A 25,630-nucleotide genomic window follows, 5' to 3' on the forward strand; every position below is an offset into this window, starting at 1 on the left:
CAGCACAAGGGGGGAATTCGTGTCCCACACCCAACAGGCCCGGCAGACGCCGGTGCTCCACCTGGAGAACGTCACCCGCGTCCACGGCCACGGCGCCGCCGAGGTCCAGGCCCTGCGCGGCGTCGACCTCAAGGTCCACCCCGGCGAGTTCGTCGCCGTCATGGGCCCCTCCGGATCCGGCAAGTCGACCCTGCTCACCCTGGCCGGCGGCCTCGACACCCCGACCGGCGGCCGCGTCCTGGTCGAGGGCGTCGTCCTCGGCGAGCTCAACCGCAAGAAGCTCGCCCAGGTCCGCCGACGCTCCGTCGGCTACGTCTTCCAGGACTACAACCTGATCCCGGCGCTCACCGCCGCCGAGAACATCTCGCTGCCGCGCGAACTCGACGGACTGTCCACCCGCGCCGCCCGCCGCGAAGCCCTCACCGCCCTGGAGGAACTCGGCATCCCCGAACTCGCCGACCGCTTCCCCGACGACATGTCCGGCGGCCAGCAGCAGCGCGTCGCCATCGCCCGCGCCCTGATCGGCGACCGGCGCCTGGTCCTCGCCGACGAACCCACCGGCGCCCTCGACTCCACCACCGGCGAGGCCGTGCTCGCCGTCCTGCGCGCCCGCTGCGACGCCGGCGCCGCCGCCATGATGGTCACCCACGAGGCCCGGCACGCCGCCTGGGCCGACCGGGTCGTCTTCCTGCGCGACGGCCGGATGGTCGACGAGTCCGCCAGCCAGGACGCCGCCAGCCTGCTCGTCACCGCCGCCACCAACAGCCTGAAGGTGGACGAGTGAAGCTCAGCGCCTGGCGGGTCGCCCTGCGCATAGCCCGCCGAGACGCCCTGCGCGCCAAGGGCCGCAGCGCCCTCGTCGTCGCCATGGTCGCCCTGCCCGTCCTCGGCGTCACCGGCGCCGACGTGGTCTTCCGCAGCGCCGAACTGTCGCCCGCCGAACAGGCGGTACGGATCATGGGCCAGGCCGCGGGCGAACTCGAACTGGTCGAACGCGGCTCCTCCGTCAAGCAGGCGCCCGACCCCGAGAAGGGCTTCAGCGTCCAGAGCCCCAAGGACGACGCCAAGGACGGCCAGGCCCCCGCGTACACCGCCGCCCAGCAGCGCGCCCTCGACACCGCCCCCGCCGACCTCGCCCGCCAACTGCTCCCGGCCGGCGCCACCCTGGTGCCCGAACGCCAGGCCCCGTACACCGCGGCGAGCAGCAGGGACGGCCTGCTCACCACCCGGATCGCCGAAGCCGACCTGACCGACCCGGTCTGGCGCGGCCGGCTCGACCTGACCGCCGGCCGCGCCCCCACCGCCGACACCGAGGCCGCCGTCACCTCGGACTTCCTCAAGCGCTCCGGGCTCAGGATCGGCGACCGGACCGCCGTCCGCGGCCTGGAGGGCAGCCCCTTCACCATCACCGGCGTCTACGAGTACCCCGGCGAACTGCGCACCACCGAGATCACCGCCCGCCCCGGCACCCTGATCGACCGGCTCCCCACGCCCTCGGGCGGCGCCAAGGGCCCGGCCGCCCCCGACGGACCCACCCGCTGGCTGGTCAAGCTCCCGGCCGGAGCCGTGCTCGACTGGCACGAGGTCACCGAGGTCAACGAGTACGGCTTCCTGCTGACCTCCCGCGCCGTCCTGACCGACCCGCCGGCCCGCGCCGACGTCCCGTACTACGCCCAGGCCGGGGCCCGCGGAGGCGACGGGACCAGCTACTTCAACCGCCGCAACGTCGTCGTCCTCGCCACCGTCGTCGGCATGGCCCTGCTGGAGATCGTCCTCCTCGCGGGCCCCGCCTTCGCCGTCGGGGCCCGGCGCTCCCGGCGGCAGCTCGGACTGCTCGCCGCCGCCGGCGGTGAACGCGCCAACGTCCGCGCGGTCGTCCTCGGCGGCGGCATCGTCCTCGGTGTCACCGGCGCCCTGACCGGCCTGGCCCTCGGCATCGGCCTGGTCGCCGCGCTGCGCACCCGGGCCGAGGACTTCTCCGGCCAGCGCTTCGGCCACTTCGAGGTGCCGCCGCTCGACCTGCTCGGCATCCTCCTGGTCGGCCTCGTCACCGGGCTGCTGGCCGCCGTCGTACCCGCCGTCCAGGCCTCCCGCCAGGACGTCGTCGCCGCGCTCACCGGCCGCGACACCCTCAAGCCCCCCAGCCGCAGGCTCGCCGTCCTCGGCCTGCTGATGCTCGGCGGCGGCGCGGCCCTCGCCCTGTACGGCGCCACCAACGGCATCGGCAACAGCAGCTTCGCCGTCCTCGGCGGCTCGGCCCTCGCCGAACTCGGCATGGTCGTCCTGGTGCCCCACCTGGTCGGCCTGTTCGGCCGGCTCGGGCGCTGGCTCCCGCTCGGCCCCCGGCTCGCCCTGCGCGACTCGGTGCGCCACCGCGGCCGCACCGCGCCCGCCGTGGCCGCCGTGATGGCCGCCGTCGCCGGCTCCGTCGCGGTCAGCCTCTACATGGACAGCCTCGACGAGGAGTACCGGCGCGACTACGTCGCCTCCGGCCCGCCCGGCGCCGTCATGCTCGGCACCGGCTGGCTGGACCCCGCCGACGTCAAGCTGCTGCCGCAGATGCGCGAGGCCATCGAACACGGCATCCCCGACCTCGGCCCGCGCGCCGACGTCCAGCGCGTCCACCCCAAGAGCGACTGCTCCGAGGACGGCTACTGCGGCTACATCGGCGTCGAGGTGCCCAAGGAGGACCGCTGCCCCGCCCTCCTCCCGGGCGTCGACCTCCCCTTCGCCCAGCGCGAGCGGATCCTGGAGACCGACGAGCGCTGCCACACCAACGACCGCCGCGGCGTCGCCTTCACCCCGCTGTCCGCCGGCGACGCCACCCTGCTGCGCAACCTCTACGGCGTCACCGACCAGAAGGCCGCCCAGGCCCTCGCCGACGGCAAGGCCGTGGTCTTCGACGCGCGCTACCTCAAGGACGGCAAGGTCGCCCTCGAATACACCCTCCCGGGCGCCGAGAGCACCGGCGGCTCCTCCGGGGACAAGCCCGTGCGCGGCGAAGTCGCCGTGGACGCCGTGCTCGCCGAGCCCACGCTGCGCTCCCCCGGCCAGGCCGTGGTCAGCCCGGCCACCGCCGCCCGGCTCGGCTTCACCACCACCCCGGCCGGATCGGTCTGGCTGCCCGCCGCGGCGCCCTCCGACAGCGCCCAGCAGCGGACCGACGGCGCGCTGGCCAAGCTCAGCGAGCACGACGTGCTGAAGGTCGAACGCGGCTACGAGTCCCAGGCCGACCTGGTCAGCCTCGGCCTGAACGTCTTCGCCGCCATCGTCGCCCTCGGCGCGGCCGGCATCGCCACCGGACTGGCCGCCGCCGACTCCCAGCGCGACCTGACCACCCTCGCGGCGGTCGGCGCCGAACCCCGCATCCGGCGCACGCTGTCCGGCTTCCAGTGCGGGGTGATCGCCGCCATGGGCGCCCTGCTCGGTGTGGTCTGCGGGGTCGTGCCGGGCATGGCACTGCGCAAGGTCGACGCCGCGGCGAGCAAGTACCCCGGCATGAGCGCCGACGAGCTCGCCAACAAGGCCACCCTGGTCTTCCCGTGGCCCACCGTCGCCGCCACCGTCGTGCTGCTGCCGCTGATCGCGGCCGCCCTCGCGGCACTGCTGACCCGCTCGCGGATCACCCTGCTGCGCCGTTCCGGCTGAGGCCGGAACCGTCTGCGCCACCCCCGTCCGCGGCACCGCCGCGGCGGGGGTGACGGAGGTTACAGCCCCGACGGCGCCCGGCAGCCGGACCGCCGGGGCGGGCACCCGTACGGGCGAACTACAGTCGTCGGTATGACGAGAACCCCGGACAGCGTCGTCCGCTCCTACATCGACCGGCACCAGGCCGCCTTCCTCGCCGACCTCTCCGAGTGGCTGGCCATCCCGTCGGTCTCCGCCGACCCGGACCGGGCCGGCGACGTGCGGCGCTCGGCCGAGTGGCTGGCCGCCAAGCTGAGCGCGACCGGCTTCCCGGTGGCCGAGGTGTGGGAGACCGACGGCCTGCCGGCGGTGTTCGCCGAGTGGCCCTCCGGGGACCCGTCCGCGCCGACCGTCCTGGTCTACGGGCACCACGACGTGCAGCCCGCGGCCCGGGAGGACGGCTGGGACACCGAGCCGTTCACCCCGACCGTGGTCGACGGCCGGCTGTTCGCGCGCGGCGCCGCCGACGACAAGGGCCAGGTGTTCTTCCACACCCTGGGCGTGCGCGCCCACCTGGCCGCCACCGGCCGCACCGCGCCGGCCGTCAACCTCAAGCTGCTGATCGAGGGCGAGGAGGAGTCCGGCTCGCCGAACTTCCCCGCGCTGATCCGGCGCGAGGCCGGGCGGCTGGCCGCCGACGTGGTCGTCATCTCCGACACCGGCATGTGGTCCGCGACCACGCCGACCGTCTGCACCGGCATGCGCGGCCTGGCCGACGCCCAGATCGACCTCTACGGGCCGGACACCGACATCCACTCCGGCTCCTTCGGCGGCGCCGTCCCCAACCCGGCCCAGGTCGCGGCCGAGCTGGCCGCCGCCCTGCACGACGCCGACCGCAGGGTCGCGGTCCCGGGCTTCTACGACGGGGTCGTCGAGCTGACCGAGCGCGAGCGCGAGCTCTTCGCCGAGCTGCCCTTCGACGAGGAGCAGTGGCTGAAGGTCGCCAAGTCGTACGGCACCCGCGGCGAGGCCGGCTACTCCACCCTGGAGCGGATCTGGGCCCGCCCGACCGCCGAGGTCAACGGCATCTGGGGCGGCTACACCGGCCCCGGCGGCAAGACCATCGTCCCCACCTCGGCGCACCTCAAGCTGTCCTTCCGGCTGGTCGCCGGCCAGGAGGTGGAGAAGGTCCGCGACGCGGTCCGGGCCTGGGTGGCCGAGCGGGTGCCCGAGGGCGTCCGGTACGAGCTGGTCTTCCCGGGCGCGACCCGGCCCTGCCTGACCCCGCTGGACCACCCGGCGCTCCAGTCCACCGTCCGCGCGATGGGACGGGCCTTCGAGCAGAAGATCCTCTTCACCCGCGAGGGCGGCTCCGGCCCCGCCGCCGACCTCCAGGACGCGCTGGGCGCGCCGGTGCTGTTCCTCGGCATCTCGGTGCCCTCGGACGGCTGGCACTCGGTCAACGAGAAGGTCGAACTGGACCTGCTGGCCAAGGGCGTGGAGACCGCCGCCTACCTCTGGGGCGACCTGGCCGAGAACTTCCGGCCGGGGGAATGACCCCCGCCGTGCGCACCATGGCAGCCAGATCACTCATCCGGATGATTCACCACGTGGGGATGGAACAGACGTGAGCACCGTGCCTGAGACCGAGCGCCCGCTGCACCTGGCACTGGCCCGGTCCGGGGTGGACCGGGCGGCCGAGCACCGTTTCGACGAGCCCTGGCTGGCCGCCGCCTGGAGCCACCCGAACACCCGGGTCCTGCCGATCGCCGGCGGCGAGGCCTTCGTGGTCGACACCGCGCAGGGCACCGAACTCGTGCTGCTGCCCTCCTTCGAGGCGCCGCAGAACGGCGACCGGTACTTCCTCGGCACCGACGAGGACGGCGTCTCGTACTTCGCGCTGGCCGGCGAGAGCCTGCCCGGGCGGCTGGACGGCGACGCCCGCCCGGCCGGGCTGCGCGAGGTCGGCGGGCTGCTGTCCGACCGGGACGCCGGGCTGCTGGTGCACGCCGTGGCGCTGGAGCACTGGCACCGGCTGCACAGCTTCTGCTCGCGCTGCGGGCACCCGACCGAGAAGGCCGGCGCCGGGCACGTGCGGCGCTGCACCTCCTGCGCGGCCGAGCACTACCCGCGCACCGACCCTGCGGTGATCATGGTGATCACCGACGAGCAGGACCGCTGCCTGCTCGGCCGCCAGGCGCTGTGGCCGGAGGGCCGCTGGTCGACGCTGGCCGGCTTCGTCGAGCCGGGGGAGTCGATCGAGCAGGCGGTGGCCCGCGAGGTGCAGGAGGAGGCGGGCGTGCGGGTCGGCGAGGTGCACTACGTCGCCAGCCAGCCGTGGCCGTTCCCGTCCAGCCTGATGCTCGGCTTCACGGGCCGGGCGCTGCCCGGCGGCACCGAGATCACCGTGGACGGCGAGGAGCTGGCCGAGGCGCGCTGGTTCTCCCGCGAGGAGCTGCGGGCCGGGATGGCGGCGGGCGAGATCCTGCCGCCGTCCGGCATCTCGATCGCCCGGCACCTGGTCGAGCTCTGGTACGGGGAGCCGCTGCCCTCGGCGGCGCGCTGGTAGTCCCGGGTGGCGGGGCCGGTGGCCCCGGAGGCGCGCTGGTAGTCCTGGAGGCGGACCGGTGGCCCCGAGGCAGGAAAAGGGGGGCGCGTGGCAAATTCCATGCGCCCCCCTTTTCCTCTCCAATACCTTCCCGAATTCACCACGACCAGCTGTTCGTATCCGGACGGGCCAGTTCTGCTACCAGGAGGGGCCGGTAAGGGCGCGAAGTCAACCCGCTCGGACGATATTGCCGGAAACGGCTGAAACCGGCTCACCCCGCTCGCTACATTCACGAGGGTGACAATCCCCCGGGGCACCGCCCAATCCCCCAAATACCAGCGCCTCGCCGCGGACCTGCGCCGCCGGATCGCCGAGGGCGAGTTCACCGCCGACGCCGCCCTGCCGGTCGAGAGCGAACTGGAGCGCCAGTACGGCGTCGCCCGCAACACCGTCCGGCTCGCCGTCGACGTCCTGGTCAACGAGGGCCGACTGGTCCGCCTCCAGGGCAAGGGCACGTACCTGCGCGAGCACCCCGTCCTGGACCACCGCGCCTACGGGCCCGGCCTGACCCCCGCCCCGCGCGACTGCCTCGCCACGCCCTCCGCCGTCTACCTCGGCGAAGCCGCCGAGGCCGGGCGGGAACTCGGCACCGACTTCGAGATGATGATCGTCCGGGCCCGGGTGGACATCGCCGAACGGCTCGGACTGCGCCCCGGCGAGGCCATCGTGGTCCGCCGCCAGCTGCGGCTGCTCGACCGCGAGCCGTACTCCATCGAGGAGAGCCACTACCGGGCCGGCCTCGCCGCCGGCACCCCGCTGATGGAGCCCGACCCGGTCGAGGGCGGCGACGAGGCGGTGCTCGCCACCCTCGGGCGCACCGAGATCGGCGCGGTGGACCACCTGGTCGCGCGGATGCCGGGCCCCGAGGAGGCCCAGTGGTTCCAGGGCGGGCCCGGCGTCCCGCTGATGGTGCAGACCCGCGTCACCTACGACCGGCGCGGGCCCGTACGGGTCATCGAGACCCGCTACTCGGCCGACCGCAGCCGGCTCGTCTACGGCGTCGGCGACCTCGGCGCGCGCACCACCCTGCCCGCGCCCGCCACGCCCGTCGACCCGGCCCGGGCCGACGCGCCGTGACGCGCGCCGGCCCCGGCGGCCCGGGCCCGGCGGGGACGGGCCGGTGCCCGCGCCCCGCGGGCCCGGGTCCTACGGGCTCAGCCCGGTTCGGCGCGGGCCCGATCGACCCGGGGCTGTTCGACCCGGGGCTGTTCGGCTCGGGTCCTGCGGGCCCGGCCCTGACCGGCTCAGGCCGCCAGGGCCTTCTTGACCTGCAGCAGGCTCGGGTTCGTCATCACGACCTGCTCGCCCCCGCCGGCCGGCGTCACCAGCACCGTCGGAACGGTCTGGTTGCCGTTGTTCACCGACTCGACGAAGGACGCCGACGCCGGGTCCTCCTCGATGTTGATCTCGGTGTAGCCGATGCCTTCACGGTCCAGCTGGCTCTTGAGCCGGTTGCAGTACCCACACCAGGTCGTGCTGTACATCGTCACGCTGCCGGACATCGAGGGGGCTCCTTCGGAAGAGGGGTGCGTACGGTCTCCGGAGGGAACGTCCACCGGGCGGCGGGCATTCCGGCCCGCCGTCGACCGTCGTGCGGAGCGATCATCCTGCGATCGGACCGGGCCTGTGGACAACTCCGTCCGCGTTGTCCCACCGGGCTGAGAGGATGGAACGCATGCAGGAAGACCTCTTGAGCGGCAGCCCGTACGACGGCCCCCAGGGCTCCCCCTGGGCCGACCCCGGCGCCGCCACGGGCCCGGACGCCGTGCTCGCCGGGCTCGACCCCGAGCAGCGCGCCGTCGCCACCGCCCTGCAGGGCCCCGTCTGCGTCCTGGCCGGCGCCGGCACCGGCAAGACCCGCGCCATCACCCACCGGATCGCCTACGGCGTGCGCAGCGGCGTCTACCACCCCCAACAGGTCCTCGCCGTCACCTTCACCGCCCGCGCCGCCGGCGAGATGCGCGGCCGGCTGCGCCAGCTCGGCGCCGACGGCGTCCAGGCCCGCACCTTCCACGCCGCCGCCCTGCGCCAGCTCCAGTACTTCTGGCCCCGCGCCGTCGGCGGCCCCGTCCCCCAGCTCCTCGAACGCAAGGTCCAACTCGTCGCCGAGGCGGCCGGCCGCTGCGGCCTGCGCGTCCAGCGCACCGAACTGCGCGACCTCACCGCCGAGATCGAATGGGCCAAGGTCACCCAGATCGCCCCCGAGGACTACCCCGTCGCCGTCGCCAAGTCCGGCCGGGAGGCCCCCCGCGACCCGGCCGAGACCGCCCAGGTCTACCGCGTCTACGAGGAGGCCAAGAGCCGCCGCGGCAGCATCGACTTCGAGGACGTCCTGCTGCTCACCGCCGCCATCCTGGAGGACCGCCCGGACATCGCCGACCAGGTCCGCTCCCAGTACCGGCACTTCACCGTCGACGAGTACCAGGACGTCTCCCCGCTCCAGCAGCGCCTGCTCGACCAGTGGACCGGCCCCGACGGCGGCGCCAGCCTCTGCGTCGTCGGCGACGCCAGCCAGACCATCTACTCCTTCACCGGCGCCACCCCCGACTACCTGCTCAACTTCCGCAACCGGCACCCCGGGGCGACGGTGGTCAAGCTGGTCCGCGACTACCGCTCCACCCCCCAGGTCGTCCACCTCGCCAACGGACTGCTCGCCCAGGCCCGCGGCGAGGCCGCCCGGCACCGCCTGGAACTCGTCTCCCAGCGCGAGGCCGGCCCCGACCCCGTCTACACCGAGTACGAGGACGAGCCCACCGAGGCCGAGACCACCGGCCGCCGGATCAAGGAACTGCTCGCCGCCGGGGTGCGCGCCAGCGAGATCGCCGTGCTGTTCCGCACCAACGGCCAGTCCGAGGTCTACGAACAGGCCCTCGCCGACCTCGGCGTCCCCTACCAGCTCAAGGGCGCGGAACGGTTCTTCGAACGCCCCGAGGTCCGCGACGCCGGCGTACTGCTGCGCGGCGCCGCCCGGGCCGCCTCCGACCCGCTCACCGACGGCGCCCCCGACCTGGCCGGCCAGGTCCGCGCCGTGCTGGCCACCCGCGGCTTCACCGCCGAACCCCCGGCCGGCTCCGGCGCCGTCCGGGACCGCTGGGAGTCGCTCGCCGCCCTCGTCCGGCTGGCCGAGGAGTTCGAACGCACCCGCACCGAGGCCGGCCAGGCCACCGACCTCGCGGCCTACGTCGCCGAACTGGACGCCCGCGCCGCCGCCCAGCACGCCCCCGCCGTCGAAGGCGTCACGCTCGCCTCGCTGCACGCCGCCAAGGGCCTCGAATGGGACGCCGTCTTCCTGGTCGGCCTCACCGAGGGCACCCTGCCGATCATCTACGCCAAGACCGACGAACAGGTCGAGGAGGAGCGCCGCCTCCTCTACGTCGGGGTCACCCGCGCCCGCAAGCACCTCACCCTCTCCTGGGCGCTCTCCCGCTCCCCGGGCGGCCGGGCCAGCCGCAAGCCCAGCCGCTTCCTGGACGGGCTGCGCCCCGGCTCCGCCGCCCCGGGCGCGCGCACCGGCGCACGCGGCGGGCGAGGGGGCGTCGAGCCCGGCGAACGCTCCGCCGCGCGGCGGGTCCGCGGACCGGTCAAGTGCCGGGTCTGCGACAAGGTGCTCACCGAGGCCGTCGAACGCAAGCTGCGCCGCTGCGAGAGCTGCCCGTCCACGATGGACGAGGGGCTGTACGAGCGGCTGCGCGAGTGGCGGGCCCGGCAGGCGAAGAAGCAGGGCGCGCCGGCCTACGTGGTGTTCACCGACGCCACGCTGATGGCGATCGCCGAGGACGTGCCCGCCGGGCGCGGTGAGCTGGCCGCCATCTCCGGGGTCGGGGCCATGAAGCTGGACAAGTACGGGGCGGCCGTGCTCTCGTTGTGTGCGGGGGAGGAGCCCGAGGAGGATCCGGACGACGTCGAGGACGGCGGTCCGGTCGATCCGGCGTGAGCCGGTCCGGGCGCGGTCCAGGGGGCCGCTTTCGAAGGCTGCGCAACCCGATGTGTGACGTGCCGAAGAACTCGCGTGAAAAATAGTTTGCGCCGCGTACCGGGAGCGCAATAGCCTGCCGGAGCGGTCAAGGGGACGCGGTCGCACGGGGTGAAACCTGTGCCCACGCCCCTCGCCCGAGAGCTTCACCGAGACAGACATCCGAACATTCGGAGCCAGGGAGACCAGGCTCCGCGAGACGCCGAGAGGAGGCGAAGACAGTGGGAAACATCATGATCACCAAAATGACTGGCCAGACCGTTGTCGCTGCCTCCCTGCGTGCCGCCCGTCTGCGGGCGCTCGCCGAGCTCGGTGGAACCGGTCTGGGTCTCGACACCACCGGTGTCTCCGTCGCCCCCGTTGTCAGTGGTCTTGGACACACTGATCTGTGCTTCACGGGCAGCAGGAGCGTCGACGGCACCTTTGTCGAGACCGGTCTGTCCCGTGACTGGGCGTCGTTCGGCACGTCGTGCTCCCCGCGCGATGAGCGACCGATCCAGGCACCGAAGGCGGCCGTAGCCGCCGCCACGCATGGCGGCTATGCGCAGGTCATCGGTGCCGAAAACGCCCAGAAGCAGAACGAGCAGCAGATCAACCAGGCCAAGGCCGCCTTCATCGGCGCCATGGCCATCCGGATGCAGGCCTTCCGCGGCCCTGAACCCTGGAGAGAACGAACCTGAGCCAGCCTCAGGTCGGCACCTCCAGGGCCGCGGAACCCGTCACACCGGGATCCGCGGCCCTTCTGTTTTGTCCGGTACGCAAGACCACCCAGGCCCTCCGGGGCCTCCGGCCCAGCACCACCAGTCCCCTGGGCCGGAACCACTGAGAAAAGACGAGGAAGACGCCCACAGTGTCCACGGTCATCACACCGCCCACCCCGTCCGTACCGCCGACAAGCCAGATCACCAAGGCCGACCAGGCCGACCCCCCGGAGGTTCCTTCCATGCAGCTCAGCTCGATCGAGCAGGCCGAGTCCCTCGGTCTCCCCATCCCCTGCCGCGCCTTCGACCCCGAGGTCTTCTTCGCCGAGACGCCGGCCGACGTCGAGTACGCGAAGTCCCTCTGCGGCACCTGCCCGGTGAAGGACGCCTGTCTGGCCGGCGCCCTGGAGCGGCGTGAGCCGTGGGGCGTCTGGGGTGGCGAGCTGTTCGTCCAGGGCGTCGTGGTGGCCCGCAAGCGTCCCCGTGGCCGTCCGCGCAAGACCGAGGTCATGGCGTGAACCCCGCCGACGAGCCCAGGGCCGTCCGCAGGGGAGAGCAGCCCCCGCTGGACAGCGCCCTCCGCCGATCCGTGCGGATCGCCGCCGCCAAGGCCGACGCCGCAGCCCGCATCCCGTTCCCGAGCAAGCACCACGAGCAGGACCACGACATGAACCCCGCCGCCGTCGATCCCACCGCCCGCGCCGAGCAGGCCACCGAACTCCAGACCCAGAACAGGATCCTCGAGATGCAACTCCTCCACGAATCCCTGGCCCGTGCCCATATGCAAGACAGGCTGCACGAGGCCGAGAACCAACGGCTCGTCACCCGGGTCATCCGGGCCCGCAGGCTCAGGCAGCGGGCCGAGCGGGCCTCGATGCGGGCCCGCAAGGCGCTCGCCGTCGCGCTGATGTAGGGCGCCCCCCGTGGGCCCGTCCTTCGCGGGCCCTCGCCGGACTCCGGTCCACCCCCGTCGTGCCGCAGGCCGCTCCCCTTGGTGGGGGAGCGGCCTGCGGCCGTCGTCGCGGCGCCGGGGGTCAGTCCTTGCGGACCCGGGCGGGCTCGTCGGCCTCGGTGGACTTCGCCGTCCGGTGGTCGGCGAACTCCGGCAGCCACTCCAGCATCTCCGCGCGGAACGGCGCCTTGGCACCCAGCTGGCAGAGCACCCCGATGGTGCTCAGCGTCACCCGGTGGATCAGCAGGTACGCCGGGGGCAGGTTCAGCTGCTTGCCCAGGTTGTAGGCGGGCGAGCGCGGGTCGGCGATCCGGGCCGCCTGGGCGCGCATCCAGGTCCGGGTGAAGTGGAAGCTCTCCACCGCGGCCGGCTCGATGATCGGCAGCAGATAGTCCAGCACCGCGTCCGGGTCCAGCCGGACCGAGGGCTTCACGAAGCCCTCCTCGCGCAGCATCCGGAGCACGCCCGCCGCGTCCCCGGCCAGCGCCATCCGCAGCGAGGCCCCGATCGGCGCGGGCAGCCCGCCGGGCAGCCGGTCCACGGTGCCGAAGTCCAGCACGCCCAGCCGCCAGCCCGACACCGGGCCGTCGTCCTTCAGCAGCCGGAAGTTGCCCGGGTGCGGGTCGGCGTGCAGCAGACCGGTCCGGGACGGGCCGGCGAACAGGAAGCGGGCCAGCAGCTGCCCGGCGCGGTCGCGCTCCTCCTGGGTGCCGCCCGCGATCACCTCGGCCAGCGGGGTGCCGGCCATCCACTCGGTGACCAGCACCTGGTCCGCCTGGGCGACCACGCCCGGCACCACGATGTCCGGGTCGTCCGTGAACTCCTCGGCGTGCCGGCGCTGGGCCTGTGCCTCCAGCTCGTAGTCCAGCTCCTCGGAGACGCGCTCGCGCAGCTCGGCGATCAGCGGCTTGATGTCCAGCCCCGGGATCAGCGGGCCCAGCAGCCAGGCCACCCGGCTCAGCTGCGAGAGGTCCGCGAGCAGCGCGTCGCCCGCGCCCGGGTACTGCACCTTGACGGCGACCGTGCGGCCGTCGTGCCAGACCGCCCTGTGCACCTGGCCGATCGAGGCGGCGGCCGCGGGCCGGTCGTCGAACTCCCGGAACAGCTCGCGCCAGTCGTCACCGAGCCGCTGGGCGAGCGCGGTGTGCACCTTGGCGGCCGGCATCGGGGGAGCGGCGTCCTGGAGCTTGGTGAGCGCCGCCCGGTACGGCCCGGCGACCTCCTCGGGCAGCGCGGCCTCGAAGACGGACAGCACCTGCCCGAACTTCATGGCCCCGCCCTTGAGTTCACCGAGGACCTTGAACAGCTGGTCGGCGGTGGCCTGTTGGAGCTCGGCGGTGACCACCTCGGCGGAGCGGCCGCCGATCCGCCTGCCCAGGCCGAGCGTGGCGCGGCCGGCTATCCCCAGCGGCAGGGCGGCGAGCCGTGCCGTGCGGGTCACTGCCTTGCGCGGAAGATCGCTCACCCCGGGCCTCCATTCCCATGGCCCCCCGGTGCCGGGCGGCCGACCATCTCTACGCCATTGTGCCCGCTCCCCGCTACGTGCCCGCCGGAATTCCGCGGGGCGGGGCGGGAGCGGCCTCCCTTTGCGGGGAGTTGGGGGGCTTGGTCCGGGCGGGGCGGGGGTGGGTGCTGGGGGTTGTGCGCAGGAAGTCGGCTCGGCCGACTTCCTGCGCGGAGGAGAGTTGTGACGTTGCTTGCTTCCCGGGGCCCCCTCCCCCCTCCCCCCACCCGCCCGCCCTCACCACCCACCACCCGCCGCACCCGCCGCCCACCCACCGCCCTGCCCACCCACCCACCCACCCGGCTCGTGCCCCGAGTGGTGGCTTCCCCGTTCCCGTGTGCAGGCCCGCGCCCTGCCCGGGGCAGGGCGCGGGCCTCGGAAGGCCTCGCGTGCCCGCCCCCGTGGGGCGTCGACCCCGGTCCGGGGTTGGTCGGGACCGCGGGCTCACCTGGCCGTCGGCTCGTCCGGCCGGGTGGGTGCCCGCGGTGCCGTGGGGAGGCCGGTGGCTGCCGAGCCGTGCAGCCGCCGGGCCTGCTCCCGTCAGTTCGGTCCTGCTCCTCCTACTCCTCCGTCCCCGCTCCTCACGCCGGCGGCAGCGGCTGCCACAGGCAGCCGCAGTCCGGATGCCCGCGCAGCCGCAGGCGCCGTGGCATGCCGTCCCCGGCCGAGACCTCGCACCAGCCGTCCACGCTCGGTGGCCGACCGCCGTCCAGGAACACCTGGACGTGCAGTGCCGCCAAGCCGGCGACCGCCGTCGCCAGCGCCGTGTCGCACGCCGGGGTACGGGCCCGGCCGGGGCCTGCGTCGGCCAGCTGGGCCAGCACTCGTGGCCAGGCGGCGTCCTCGTCCTCCCGCCGCAGCACCAGGCAGTGCCCACAGGCCGACATCCCCGGGATCACCAGCGGCCCGATGATGCCGAACTCCTCGACCACGCCCACGTAGAGGTGCGGCACCCCGGCCCGCAGCAGCAGCCGGGCCTCGTACGTCCCGCCCGCGAAGGCGGCGCTGCCGTCCCGGGGCGCGAGGACCACGAAGTCCGGTGGCGGGTCCCCGGGCCGGCGCCGGGGCACCGGAGCCGGAGGCCGGCCGGCGGCGCGCTGCACCGCCTCCCGGGCCGCCGTCGAGCGCAGCCGTCCGACGTCCCCGGGCGTCAGCCCGGCCGGGGAGCAGTCGCCGGGCTTCACCCGGCCGCCGTCCGCGACCGTGACCGTCCCGGTGCCGCCGGCGGCGAGCACCGCCGCCACGGCGGCGCCGACCCGGCCCGCGCCGCGCACCTCGATCCGGGTGTCGGCCCGGCGGCCCAGGACGGCCGGTGCGGCGCCCGGCCCGGAGTGGACCAGGGAGAGCGAGGCGAGGTCCGGTTCGAGGACGGCCCGCTGCTGCGAGGGGAAGCGGGCCAGTGCCCGGGCGCCAGCCTCGGCGTCGTCCAGCAGGCCGGTCTCCTCCAGCCCGGTGAGCAGGGCGTCGGCCGGTTCGCGGCCGAGCCCGATGCGTTCGCCCTCGTCGAGGAGCTCCGGTCGGTCGCGCGTCCCGTCGAGCAGCGCGAGGAAGTCGCAGAGGGTCTTGTCGGCGTTGCCGAGCACCCCGGCGAACCGGGTGACGGTGCCGAACTGCAGGGTTTCCGAGTCCCGCCAGCTGCGGGACAGCGCGGGCTTGAGGGCGAGGCGCACGACGATCTCCCTTCCGATCGTTTCCGGACGGCTGACCGCAGCTTGCCCCATCGCGGCGGTGTCGTGCGGAAAGTTATCCACAGGGGCGTGCATATGATCACGCCATCCGTTCGCACGCCCTGTGGATAACCGGCCATCCTCCCCGGCGTCGGTTTCCGGACACCCGCCGTCGACTTTTCGTTCCCGATCACTCCATGAAAGATTCCGGCCATGGCAGCGGACTTCTGTCCGTGGTACGGGGTAACGTCGTGTGCCATGGCAGCCGAGCGGGACTCCCATCCACCGGCGTCGCGTCGGCGTGCCCGTGCCGCGTCCGGGTCGCAGGTCGCGGCGCCGAACACGCGCGGGCGCCCGGACCAGCGGCAGCAGCCGAGGCCGGCCCCGCCGCCGCCCACCGGCGCCGTGCCCCCCGAGGCGCACGACCGCGGCCGGGTCGAGGTGCGGCGCAGCGCCCGCCGCAGCCGTACCGTCTCCGCCTACCGCGAGGGCGACCGCACCGTCGTGCTGATTCCGGCCCGGATGTCGCACGCCGAGGAGCAGCGCTGGGTCGCGCAGATGCTGGAGAAGCTCGCCGCCCAGGAGTCCCGGCGGATCCCCGGTGACGAGGCCCTGATGGCCCGGGCCCGCGAGCTGTCGGCGGCGTACCTGGATGACCGCGCCCGGCCCAGCCTGGTCCGCTGGGTCACCAACCAGAATTCCCGCTGGGGCTCCTGCACCCCCAGCGAGGGGACGATCCGCCTCTCCCACCGTCTCCAGGGCATGCCCGAGTACGTGCTGGACTACGTGCTGCTGCACGAGCTGGCGCACCTGCTGGTGCCGGACCACGGTCCGGCGTTCTGGGCCCTGCTGGAGGCCTACCCGCGGACCGAGCGGGCCCGCGGCTACCTGGAGGGCGTGGTCTCCGCCGCCCGGTTGCCGCACATCCCCGGCGCGCGGAACGCGGCCCCGAGTCCGACCGGGCCGGATCCGGCGGCCTCCTGCGGCTGAGGCCGCGGCGGGTTCAGGTCCGGGGCCGGAGCGGTGTGAGCCGCAGGCCGGTCGGTTCGACCGGAGGAACGACGGAAGGGGGCGCGGACCGACAAGGTCCGCGCCCCCTTCCGCTGTCGCACCTCAGCTGGTCAGCTGCCGTGCCCGCGCCACCAGGTCGCGCACCGAGTGGTCGGTGAGCTCCGGCAGCCGGTCGTAGTCGAACCAGCGCAGGTCCAGCGACTCCTCGCTGATCAGCGCCTGCGCGCCGACCGGGGCCAGCGCGATGTACTGGACGTCCAGGTGGGTGTTCTCCGGCCGGTCCTTGCCGGTGCAGCGGACCAGGTGCCGGTCCAGCTTGGCCGGCACCGGGGCGCCGCCGCTCTCCAGCAGCACCAGGTCGGGGATGCCGGACTCCTCGACGGCCTCGCGCAGCGCGGCCGAGGCGAGGTCGCGGTCGCCGGGCTCGCAGTGCCCGCCCATCTGGAGCCACATGCCGACCTTGGGGTGCAGGGTGAGCAGCACCCGCCCGGCGGCCGCGTCGACGACCGCCGCGCTCGCCGTGATGTGCGCGGGCAGGCAGGAGCGGTAGAGGCCCTCCGGCTGCGCGGCGAGGTGCTCCAGGTAGTCGAGCCGCAGCCGCTCCTGGTCCTGGTCGGCGGGCCGCCACCCGGTCAGCGTGCGGACGGCGTCCGCGTGCAGGCCGGCGGCGGGGGTTCCGGTGTCGGGGGCCCCGGTGGCGGTCGTCTCGGTGGCCGTCATGCGGTGGGCTCGCCCTTTCCGTCGGTGCCGTCCTCGTCGTCCTTCGGCTGCTCGTCCTTCTTGGTGAGGTCGGGCTTGCCGGCCGCGGCCTCGCCGAGCAGCTTGTCGAAGGCGTCGAAGTCGATGCCGCCCTCCAGGTCGTCGGCGGAGCCCCGGTGCACGAAGGCGTCCGGGTCGTCCAGGTCGGCGGCGGTGGGCAGCATGTCCGGGTGCTCCCAGAGCGCGTCGCGGCCCTCGATGCCGCGGGCGTCGGCGAGCAGCGCCCAGAGCCGGGAGGCGTCGCGCAGCCGGCGCGGGCGCAGTTCCAGGCCGACGAGGGTGGCGAAGGTCTGCTCGGCGGGCCCGCCGGCCGCGCGGCGGCGGCGGACGGTCTCGCGCAGCGCGCCGGCCTGCGGCAGGTGCGGTGCGGCGGCGGCGTGCACGACGGCGTCGACCCAGCCCTCGACCAGGGCGAGGGCGGTCTCCAGGCGGGCGAGCGCGGCCTTCTGCTCGGGGGTGTCCTCGGGCTGGAGCAGGCCGCCGGCCAGCGCCTCCTGGAGGGCCTCCGGGTTGGTCGGGTCGAGTTGGCCGACCAGTTCCTCCATCCGGGAGGTGTCGACCTTGATGCCGCGGGCGTAGGCCTCGACGGCGCCCAGCAGGTGGGCCCGCAGCCACGGCACGTGGGCGAAGAGCCGCTGGTGGGCGGCCTCGCGCAGGGCGAGGTAGAGGCGGACCTCGTCGGCGGGCACGTTCAGGCCCTCGCCGAACTCGGCGACGTTCTGCGGCAGCAGCGCGGCCTTGCCGGCCGGGGCGAGCGGCAGGCCGACGTCGGCGGAGCCGACCACCTCGCCGGCGAGCGCGCCGAGCGCCTGGCCGATCTGGGTGCCGAACATGGCGCCGCCCATCGAGCGCATCACGCCCATCAGCGGGCCGGCCATGGCCTGCATCTCCTCGGGCAGGACGCCGCCCATGGCGTTGCCGACCCGCTCGGCGACCGGGTCCACCAGGTCCTTCCAGACCGGGAGGGTGGCCTCGATCCACTCGGCGCGGCTCCAGGCGACGGCGGTGCCGGCGCCGGAGGGGAACTCGGTGGAGCCGTCGAGCCACAGGTCGGCCAGGCGGACGGCCTCGACGACGGCGGAGCGCTCGGCCGCGCTGACCGAGCGGTCCTTGCTCTTGCCCTCGGCGGGCTCGGCGACCACGGTCTGGCGGGCGATGTTGGTGGCGAGGTCCCAGTTCACCGGGCCGCCCTCGAACGAGAGCATCTGGCCGAGCTGCTGGAAGGCGGCGCCGAGGTCGCCCGGGTTCATGCCGCCGAACATCGCCGCGAAGGGGTTGTCGGCGCCGGGGCCGCCCGGGGCGCCGGGCATCCCGAACATCGCGCCGAAGGGGTTGCCGCCGCCGAAGCCGAACGGCTGCGGACCGCTGCCGGACTGCTCCTGGTCCTTCTTCTTCTGCGCGTCGTCGGGCTTGGCCTTGCCGTCCTCGGGCTCCTCGGGAGGAACGCCGAATCCGAAGGGAAGGTCGCTCACGGGGTCCTCGATCCGGTCGGCCGTCATGCGGGTGTGGCGGAAAAGTCTGCGCCCGGGGCGGCGGCGGAGTGGGGGACTCGGGGACGGCTCCCGTGCGGCAGGCCCGCGCCGGGTGCACCGCCGGGCCTTCGCCTCGGGCAGGATGGACGTACGTGACACACGTCCGTACGCACATAAAGCTAACCGTGGAGGATGGCCGGTGAGTTCCCCGCCCTCGGACGTTCGCTCTGGGCTGACCGGAGGAGAGGACGCGCCGGACACCACGGCGCCGCCGTCTCCAGCCTACGGCGGACGGCCGCTGACCGTGGCGGTCACCGGCGCCGCGGGTGTCCTCGGCGAGCGGGTGGCCGCCCGGCTGGTGGCGTCCCCGCACGTGCGCAGGGTCCTCGCGGTGGACGACCGGCGCGGCGACGTGCCGGGCGTCCAGTGGCGGGTGCTCGACGTGCGCGACCCGGCGGTGGCCGAGCGGCTGGCCGGGGTCGACGTGGTGGTGCACCTGGCGATGGACTTCGGCATGGAGTCCGACGCCCGGGCCCGCAGCGCCTACAACGTGCGCGGCGCCCAGACGGTGCTGACCGCGGCCGCGGCCGCCGGGGTGCACCGGGTGGTGCTGTGCACCTCGGCGATGGTCTACGGCGCGCTGGCCGACAACGAGGTGCCGCTGGCGGAGGACTCCGAGCTGCGGGCCACCGAGGAGGCCTCGCTGGTCGGGGACCTGCTGGAGATCGAGCGGCTGGCCCGCCGGGCGCCGCGCGCCCACCCGGGCCTCCAGGTGACGGTGCTGCGCCCGGCCGTGGTGGTGGGCCCCGGCGTGGACACCGTGCTGACCAGGCACTTCGAGGCGCCCCGGCTGCTGGTGGTGGCCGGTTCCCGGCCGTGCTGGCAGTTCTGCCACGTGGACGACCTGGCGGCGGCGCTGGAGTACGCGGCGCTGGGCCTGGTCGAGGGCGAGGTGACGGTCGGCTGCGACGGCTGGCTGGAGCAGGAGGACGTCGAGCGGCTGTCCGGGATCCGGCGGATGGAGCTGCCGGCCTCGCTGGCGCTGGGCACGGCGGCGCGGCTGCACCGGCTGGGCCTGACCCCGGCCCCGGCCGGCGACCTCGCGTACACGATGTACCCGTGGGTGGTGTCCGGCAGCCGGCTGCACGAGGCGGGCTGGCGCCCGGCGCACACCAACGAGCGGGTGCTGGCCGAGCTGCTGGAGCAGGTGTCGGGCAAGCACGCGGTGGCCGGGCGGCGGCTGGGCGGCAAGGAGGCGGCGACCAGCCTGGGGGCGGCCGGGGCGACGGTGGCGCTGGTCGGTACGGCGGCGCTGGTGCGCCGGGCCCGAAAGCGGCGGAGGTTCTGACCGGCCGCGCGAGCCGGTCGACCGACGCCGTTTCTCACGATGCGAAATCTCCCCGTCGTGATGCGGAAGGCTCTTGCCGTGGACCGTCCCGGATGGGCAATCATGGGGTCATGTCCGAGAACCACGACCCCATCCGGCTGCTCGCCGTCCGCGACACCCCGCTCTCGCTGGACGAGGTGTACGAGGCGGTCGGCGACGACGCGGCCGGCGGCACCACCGTCTTCGTCGGGACGGTCCGGGACCACGACGGCGGCAAGTCGGTCTCCGTGCTGGAGTACAGCTGCCACCCCACCGCCGAGCGGGAGATGCGCCGGATCGCCGAGAAGGTGGCCGCGGACTTCCCGGTCCGGGCGCTCGCCGCGGTCCACCGGGTGGGCCGGCTGGGGATCGGTGACAAGGCCGTGATCGTCGCCGTCTCCTGCGACCACCGCGGCGAGGCCTTCGCGGCCGCCCGCCGGCTGATCGACGACCTCAAGCACGAGGTGCCGATCTGGAAGCACCAGGTCTTCGCCGACGGCGAGGAGGAGTGGGTCGGGGCCGGCGGCTGCTGAGACCGGTCGCGGTGCGCCGGAACCGGGAGGCACGACTCGCGCGTCCGTCGGGGCAGGCGCGCCGGGCCGTCACTCCAACGGGTCCGCGGCGGCGCTGCGAATACTCCCTGGAAGTGAGCCGATCGGCCGTCCCGTAACCCGGACGGCGCCGGCCGCGTTGTCCGCCGGAGTGGTTAATCTGCTCATAGACACGACGAGCTGGGAGTACTGGTATGGGTGCGCTGGCCTGGCTGATCATTCCGGGTGTCGCCGGCATCGCCGCCGGCCTCTGGGCGGTGTGGGCCCAGCGGGAGCCGCGGGCCACCGGGGATCCGGCCTCACTCGCCGAGCACCGGCGCTTCATGGCCGCCATGGAGCGCACCACCGCGGGCACCGCCGCCCCCGGTGAGGGCTCCGGCAGGTAGCCCGGCGGGCGCCCGTCGAGGCGGGTCCCGTACTGTCGAGGCATGCCACGCCGCTCCGCGACGATGCTCGCTGCCACCCTGCTGCTCATAGCGCTGCTCTGCGTCTCGGTGCTGATGAAGGTGCCGTACACGGAGATGAGCCCGGGGCCGACGTACAACACGCTCGGCAGCCAGGGCGGCAAGCCGGTGATCAGCATCAGCGGGCACGAGTCGTACCCGACGAGCGGTCACCTCAACATGACCACCGTCCAGGTCACCGGGGCCAAGTACGAACCCAGCCTGGTCAACGCGGTGGTCGGCTGGCTGCGGGACGACGTGCTGGTGGTGCCGCACGACAACGTCTACCCCAAGGGGCAGTCGGACGCGGAGGCCAAGAAGCAGAACGCCGAGGAGTTCGCCTCCTCCGAGGACAGCGCCCGCACCGCGGCGCTCAAGCAGCTGGGCATCCCGGTCGGCAGCGAGCTGATCGTGAAGTCGGTCACCGCGGGCGCCCCGGCCGAGGGCCGGCTGCACGCGGGCGACCAGATCGTGGCCGTGGACGGCGTGCCGGCCGGCTCGGTCGAGCAGGTGGTCGCGGCCGTCACCAAGCACAAGCCGGGCGAGTCGGCGGTCTTCACCGTCGTGCCGCGGGTCAAGGACGCGAACGGCGCCGCCGCGGCGGGCGGGAGGACCGACGTCGCCGTCCCGACCGTACGGGCCAAGGACCTCGACCCCAAGGCCCCGGCCGAGCGGGCCGAGCTCGCGGTGGTGGGCATCGGCACCGGGATCCGGCACACCTACCCGTTCCAGATCGACATCGGCCTGCAGGACGTCGGCGGCCCGAGCGCCGGCCTGATGTTCTCGCTCGGCATCATCGACAAGCTCACCCCGGGCGGCGACCTCACCGGCGGCAAGTTCGTGGCCGGCACCGGGACCATCGACGACGACGGCAAGGTCGGCCCGATCGGCGGCATCTCGATGAAGCTGATCGCCGCCCGGGACGCCGGGGCCGAGTACTTCTTCACCCCGTCCTCGAACTGCGCCGAGGCGGGCAAGAACGTCCCGTCCGGGCTGACCCTGATCAGGACGGACACGCTGGACGGCGCGCTGAAGTCGCTGGAGCAGATCCGCTCCGGGCAGACCTCCGCGCTGCCGTCCTGCGCGGCCAAGTAGCGGCCGAGTAACGGCGGCCAGCGGCCGGGTGGCGGCGAAGCAGCCGCCGGACAGCGGCCGCCGGCCGCCGCCGGCAGCTGCCGGGGAAGGCGTCAGGCGAAGGTCGCCAGCAGCGCGTCGGTCAGGCCGGGCACCAGGTCGGGGCCGGTCAGCACCTCGCGGGCGACGTCCTTGGAACGCAGCCGCAGGGCGATCTCCTTCTTGCCGTCGCGGAGCACCGCGGCGGTGATCCGCACCTCCTCGCGCTTGGGGTGGTTGGCCACCCACTCGGCGAGCTGGGCGTCGCTGGCACCGCGCGGGCGGGACTGCTCGGCGCCCGGGGGCAGCATCAGGCGCTCGACGACCAGGGCGCAGCCGGCCACGGAGTCGGGCCAGGCGATGGTGCCGAGGAACTTGTCGAGCTCCATGCCGGCCGGCAGCTCGTCCTGCTCGATCGGGGTCAGGCCGGCCTGGTCGTCCTCGGCGAGGCCGAGCTGCTTGGCGATCTTCGGGTTGGCCTTGCGCAGGGCGGCGCTGTCCACCAGGGCGAACAGCCGGGCCGGGAGGTCCCAGCCGAGGGTGGCGGCGTACTCGTCGATCTCCAGCGCGGCCCGGGTCAGCGGGGTGGCGGCCGGGAGCTTGGAGACGTCGTCGGGGGAGTTGTTCAGATCAGACGCGTCGGACATGCCTCAATCCTCACACGCCGGGCGGGCCGCGCTCGCCGGGCGGTGCGCCAGGAGGGCGGCCGGCAGTGCGGTCGGCAGCGTGGTCGGGGGGGACGGCGGGGAGGCGGCCGGGGTGGCCGGAGGAGCCGGGGCGGCGACGGCCGGCCGCGGTCGGATGTCGTAACCGTCTGCTAACGGTGGGAACTCGGCCAAAGCCTGGTTAAGTTTCTCTGACGACCGGACCCATTCAGACGACACAGCCGAGGTGCCACCGTGGTCTTCCAGATGCCCGAACGCTCAGGGCCGGGTTTCCGGCGCAGGGTAGGCCCGCCCTCCCGGCGGGCGCGGGTGGCCCTGCTGACCCTGGGCGTGCTCGCGGTGCTGTTCCTGCTGTTCGTCATGTTCGCGGGCTTCTGGACGGACTGGCTGTGGTTCAGGTCGGTCCACTTCTCCTCGGTGTTCACCACCCAGCTGTGGACGAAGACCGGCCTGTTCGCGGTGTTCGGCGTGCTGATGGCGGTGATCGTCGGCCTCAACATCTGGCTGGCGCACCGGCTGCGGCCGCCGCTGTCGGCGATGTCGGTGGAGCAGCAGAGCCTCGACCGCTACCGGGCCGGGCTGGCGCCGTTCAAGCGCTGGGCGCTGATCGGGATCTCGCTGGTGATCGGCCTGGTGGCCGGGGCCGCGGCCTCCGGGCAGTGGCGGACCTGGTTGATGTGGACGAACTCGACCTCCTTCGGTGAGAAGGACTCCCAGTTCGGCATGGACGTCTCGTTCTACGCCTTCGACCTGCCGTTCTACGAGTTCGTGCTGGGTTTCGCGTTCAGCGCGGTGATCGTCTCGCTGCTGACCTCGGCGCTGGTGCACTACCTGTACGGCGGGCTGCGGCTCCAGGGCCCGGGCCGCCGGGCGAGCGCGGGCGCGCAGGGGCACCTGGCGGTGCTGCTGGGCGTGTTCGTGCTGCTGAAGGCCGTCGCGTACTGGCTGGACCGGTACGCGCTGGCGGTGAAGACCGGCGCGTACAAGGGCGTCTCCGGCTGGACCGGCCTGCGCTACGTGGACGCCAACGCGTTCCTGCCGGCCAAGACCATCCTGTTCTTCGTCGCGATCATCTGCGCGGTGCTGTTCTTCCTGACCCCGATCCGCCGCACCTGGGCCCCGGCCCTGATCGGCCTGGGGCTGATGGTGCTGTCGGCGGTGCTGATCGGCGGGCTGTACCCGGCGATCGTGCAGCAGTTCCAGGTCAAGCCGAACGAGCAGGCCAAGGAGACGCCGTACATCCAGAAGAACATCGACGCCACCCGCCAGGCGTACGGGATCGCGGACGCGCAGACCACCCAGTACACCCCGCAGGGCACCACCAACGCCGACGCGCTCAAGCCGGACGCGCAGACCGTCGCGGACATCCGGCTGCTGGACCCGAACGTGGTCTCGCCGGCGTTCCAGTCGCTGGAGCAGCAGCGCAACTACTACGCCTTCCCGAACACGCTGGACGTGGACCGCTACGGCACCGGGCAGGGCAAGCAGGACAGCGTGATCGGCCTGCGCGAGCTCGACCTGAACGGCGTGCAGCGCAACTGGATCAACGACCACTTCAAGTACACCCACGGCTACGGCGCGGTGGTCGCCAAGGGCAACCAGGTCGACGACAAGGGCCAGCCGGTGTTCACCGAGTCGGGCCTGCCGGCCACCGGGACGCTGGGCGACTACCAGCAGCGGATCTACTACGGCGAGAAGACCACCACGTACTCGATCGTGGGCGGCGCCAACAAGGAGATCGACTACACCGATCCCAAGACCGGCCAGAACGCCGAGTACACCTACTCCGGCGGCAGCGGGGTCTCGCTGGACAACCCGCTGACCCGGGCGGCGTACGCGGTGCGCTTCGCCGAGCCGCAGATCCTCTACGCGGGGGCGATCACCGACGGCGCCAAGGTGATCTACAACCGGACGCCGAAGGAGCGGGTGGAGAAGGTCGCCCCGTGGCTGTCGATCGACGCCGACCCGTACCCGGTGGTGCAGGACGGCCGGGTGCTGTGGGTGCTGGACGGCTACACCACCTCGGACGGCTTCCCGTTCTCCTCGAAGACGACGCTGGGCGCCGCCACCAAGGACTCGCTGACCAACCAGCGCGGTGAGCTGCTGACCGTCGCCAACCAGGTCAACTACATCCGCAACTCGGTGAAGGCCACGGTGGACGCCTACACCGGCGAGGTGAAGCTCTACCAGTGGGACGAGAAGGACCCGGTCCTGAAGACCTGGATGAAGGCCTTCCCGGGCACGGTCGAGCCGAAGGCGGACATCCCGCAGACGCTGCTGCCGCACCTGCGCTACCCGCAGGACATGTTCAAGGTGCAGCGCGACCTGCTCGGCCAGTACCACGTCACCGACGCCAACTCCTTCTTCAACGGCAGTGACATCTGGCAGGTCCCGGTGGACCCGACCAGCGACACCAAGCAGGTCCAGCCGCCGTACTACGTGACGGTGCGGATGCCGGACACCAACGCCGCGAGCTTCTCGCTCACCAGCACCTTCGTGCCCAACCAGCGGCCCAACCTGGCGGCGTTCATGGCCGTCAACGCGGACCCGGGCGACGACTACGGGAAGATCCGCGTCCTGAAGATGACGGGCGAGAGCGGCGCCCCCGGCCCCGGCCTGGTGCAGTCGAAGTTCAACTCCCGCCAGGAGGTGGCCTCGCAGATCTTCGCGTTGAAGAGCGGCGGGGACGCCGAGTTGGAGTACGGAAACCTGCTGACCCTGCCGGTCGGCGGCGGGCTGCTCAACATCGAGCCGGTGTACGTGCGCGGACGCGGGGCCAAGTACCCGACGATGCAGAAGGTCCTGGCGGTGTACGGGGACGACAACGTGGCGTTCGAGGACACCCTGGAGGCCGCGCTGAAGAAGGTGTTCGGCGGGGCGCCGCCGGCGACCACCCCGACCGTGCCGTCCACGCCGGGCACCCCGACCACCCCGACCACCCCGACCGCGCCCGCCACGCCGGCGCCGGGCGGGACGATCTCGCCGGAGCTGCAGAAGGCGCTCTCGGACGCGGGGAAGGCGTACAACGACAGCCAGGCCGCGTTCAAGAACGGCGACTGGGTGGCCTACGGCAACGCCCAGAAGGCGCTCGGCGACGCCCTGAAGGCCGCCGAGGCGGCCCGCGGCGGCAGCCCGGCGCCCGCCCCCACCGGCACGCCCGCCCCGGGTGCCACGGGCGGCGGCGCGCCCAGCCCGCAGCCGTAGCCGCTGAGCTGCGG

General features: G+C 73.7%; 21 protein-coding genes. 15 read left to right on the forward strand and 6 right to left on the reverse strand.

Translation table 11 applies throughout. The annotated features are described in order from the left end of the window. Nucleotides 1–19 precede the first annotated feature (19 nt). The 5 genes from ACZ5GH_RS22475 to ACZ5GH_RS22495 all read left to right on the forward strand — a co-directional run bounded on the left by ACZ5GH_RS22475 (nt 20) and on the right by ACZ5GH_RS22495 (nt 7,312). Nucleotides 20–784, forward strand: a complete 765-nt coding sequence (locus ACZ5GH_RS22475) for an ABC transporter ATP-binding protein (protein WP_464335115.1) — start codon at nt 20–22, stop codon at nt 782–784. Then, nucleotides 781–3,648: an FtsX-like permease family protein gene (locus ACZ5GH_RS22480; RefSeq protein WP_464335116.1), complete on the forward strand. Its 2,868-nt coding sequence runs from the start codon at nt 781–783 to the stop codon at nt 3,646–3,648. The genes ACZ5GH_RS22475 and ACZ5GH_RS22480 overlap by 4 nt, the downstream gene beginning before the upstream one ends. A gap of 132 nt (nt 3,649–3,780) precedes the next feature. Then, the gene (locus ACZ5GH_RS22485) at nt 3,781–5,184 is read left to right on the forward strand and encodes a dipeptidase (RefSeq protein WP_387749990.1); all 1,404 of its coding nucleotides are present in this window, start codon (nt 3,781–3,783) and stop codon (nt 5,182–5,184) included. Between the two features lie 70 nt (nt 5,185–5,254). Further along, a complete protein-coding gene (nudC, locus tag ACZ5GH_RS22490) occupies nt 5,255–6,196 on the forward strand; it encodes an NAD(+) diphosphatase (protein WP_387749992.1) in 942 nt (313 codons plus the stop codon). Between the two features lie 276 nt (nt 6,197–6,472). Then, nucleotides 6,473–7,312 (forward strand): GntR family transcriptional regulator, encoded by an 840-nt coding sequence (locus ACZ5GH_RS22495; RefSeq protein WP_387749995.1) that lies wholly within the window; start codon nt 6,473–6,475, stop codon nt 7,310–7,312. A 167-nt stretch (nt 7,313–7,479) separates the two neighbouring features. Here the strand turns inward: ACZ5GH_RS22495 and ACZ5GH_RS22500 are convergent, their stop codons facing one another. Further along, nucleotides 7,480–7,737 carry a mycoredoxin gene (locus ACZ5GH_RS22500; protein WP_387749999.1) on the reverse strand — a complete coding sequence of 86 codons (258 nt, stop codon included), beginning with the start codon at nt 7,735–7,737 and terminating at the stop codon, nt 7,480–7,482. 164 nt (nt 7,738–7,901) lie between these two features. Between ACZ5GH_RS22500 and ACZ5GH_RS22505 the strand changes: the two genes are divergently transcribed. The 4 genes from ACZ5GH_RS22505 to ACZ5GH_RS22520 all read left to right on the forward strand — a co-directional run bounded on the left by ACZ5GH_RS22505 (nt 7,902) and on the right by ACZ5GH_RS22520 (nt 11,822). Further along, nucleotides 7,902–10,169: an ATP-dependent DNA helicase UvrD2 gene (locus ACZ5GH_RS22505; RefSeq protein ID WP_387750001.1), complete on the forward strand. Its 2,268-nt coding sequence runs from the start codon at nt 7,902–7,904 to the stop codon at nt 10,167–10,169. A 272-nt stretch (nt 10,170–10,441) separates the two neighbouring features. After that, a complete protein-coding gene (locus ACZ5GH_RS22510) occupies nt 10,442–10,888 on the forward strand; it encodes a hypothetical protein (RefSeq protein WP_387750004.1) in 447 nt (148 codons plus the stop codon). 170 nt (nt 10,889–11,058) lie between these two features. After that, a complete protein-coding gene (locus ACZ5GH_RS22515) occupies nt 11,059–11,427 on the forward strand; it encodes a WhiB family transcriptional regulator (RefSeq protein WP_374120130.1) in 369 nt (122 codons plus the stop codon). Next, nucleotides 11,424–11,822 (forward strand): hypothetical protein, encoded by a 399-nt coding sequence (locus ACZ5GH_RS22520; protein ID WP_387750007.1) that lies wholly within the window; start codon nt 11,424–11,426, stop codon nt 11,820–11,822. The genes ACZ5GH_RS22515 and ACZ5GH_RS22520 overlap by 4 nt, the downstream gene beginning before the upstream one ends. A gap of 121 nt (nt 11,823–11,943) precedes the next feature. On the opposite strand, the gene ACZ5GH_RS22525 is transcribed toward ACZ5GH_RS22520, so the two are convergent. Beyond that, nucleotides 11,944–13,326, reverse strand: a complete 1,383-nt coding sequence (locus ACZ5GH_RS22525; protein ID WP_464335117.1) for an ABC1 kinase family protein — start codon at nt 13,324–13,326, stop codon at nt 11,944–11,946. A gap of 620 nt (nt 13,327–13,946) precedes the next feature. Beyond that, nucleotides 13,947–15,035, reverse strand: coding sequence for a ThiF family adenylyltransferase (locus ACZ5GH_RS22530; protein ID WP_387750013.1), 1,089 nt, complete (start codon nt 15,033–15,035; stop codon nt 13,947–13,949). 402 nt (nt 15,036–15,437) lie between these two features. Between ACZ5GH_RS22530 and ACZ5GH_RS22535 the strand changes: the two genes are divergently transcribed. Then, a complete protein-coding gene (locus ACZ5GH_RS22535; protein ID WP_387750016.1) occupies nt 15,438–16,022 on the forward strand; it encodes a M48 metallopeptidase family protein in 585 nt (194 codons plus the stop codon). 123 nt (nt 16,023–16,145) lie between these two features. On the opposite strand, the gene ACZ5GH_RS22540 is transcribed toward ACZ5GH_RS22535, so the two are convergent. Together ACZ5GH_RS22540 and ACZ5GH_RS22545 are read right to left on the reverse strand one after the other, a co-directional pair. Further along, a complete protein-coding gene (locus tag ACZ5GH_RS22540; protein ID WP_464335118.1) occupies nt 16,146–16,763 on the reverse strand; it encodes an NUDIX hydrolase in 618 nt (205 codons plus the stop codon). Continuing rightward, nucleotides 16,760–18,274 (reverse strand): zinc-dependent metalloprotease, encoded by a 1,515-nt coding sequence (locus ACZ5GH_RS22545; RefSeq protein ID WP_464335119.1) that lies wholly within the window; start codon nt 18,272–18,274, stop codon nt 16,760–16,762. The genes ACZ5GH_RS22540 and ACZ5GH_RS22545 overlap by 4 nt, the downstream gene beginning before the upstream one ends. A 199-nt stretch (nt 18,275–18,473) precedes the next feature. On the opposite strand from ACZ5GH_RS22545, the gene ACZ5GH_RS22550 reads away from it, so the two are divergent. The 4 genes from ACZ5GH_RS22550 to ACZ5GH_RS22565 all read left to right on the forward strand — a co-directional run bounded on the left by ACZ5GH_RS22550 (nt 18,474) and on the right by ACZ5GH_RS22565 (nt 21,729). Beyond that, the gene (locus ACZ5GH_RS22550; RefSeq protein ID WP_387750025.1) at nt 18,474–19,622 is read left to right on the forward strand and encodes an NAD-dependent epimerase/dehydratase family protein; all 1,149 of its coding nucleotides are present in this window, start codon (nt 18,474–18,476) and stop codon (nt 19,620–19,622) included. 110 nt (nt 19,623–19,732) lie between these two features. After that, a complete protein-coding gene (locus tag ACZ5GH_RS22555; RefSeq protein WP_387750028.1) occupies nt 19,733–20,173 on the forward strand; it encodes a molybdenum cofactor biosynthesis protein MoaE in 441 nt (146 codons plus the stop codon). A 212-nt stretch (nt 20,174–20,385) separates the two neighbouring features. Beyond that, nucleotides 20,386–20,577: a hypothetical protein gene (locus tag ACZ5GH_RS22560; RefSeq protein ID WP_387750031.1), complete on the forward strand. Its 192-nt coding sequence runs from the start codon at nt 20,386–20,388 to the stop codon at nt 20,575–20,577. A 42-nt stretch (nt 20,578–20,619) separates the two neighbouring features. Further along, entirely contained in the window at nt 20,620–21,729 is a 1,110-nt protein-coding gene (locus tag ACZ5GH_RS22565) for a YlbL family protein (RefSeq protein ID WP_387750034.1), read from the forward strand. Between the two features lie 92 nt (nt 21,730–21,821). Here the strand turns inward: ACZ5GH_RS22565 and ACZ5GH_RS22570 are convergent, their stop codons facing one another. Then, a complete protein-coding gene (locus ACZ5GH_RS22570; RefSeq protein WP_387750037.1) occupies nt 21,822–22,394 on the reverse strand; it encodes a PPA1309 family protein in 573 nt (190 codons plus the stop codon). Nucleotides 22,395–22,658: 264 nt separating this feature from the next. Here ACZ5GH_RS22570 and ACZ5GH_RS22575 point away from each other — a divergent pair, with 264 nt between their 5' ends. Continuing rightward, nucleotides 22,659–25,616 carry a UPF0182 family membrane protein gene (locus ACZ5GH_RS22575; RefSeq protein ID WP_387750040.1) on the forward strand — a complete coding sequence of 986 codons (2,958 nt, stop codon included), beginning with the start codon at nt 22,659–22,661 and terminating at the stop codon, nt 25,614–25,616. Nucleotides 25,617–25,630: the final 14 nt, after the last annotated feature.

Source organism: Kitasatospora sp. Xyl93, from assembly GCF_055383135.1.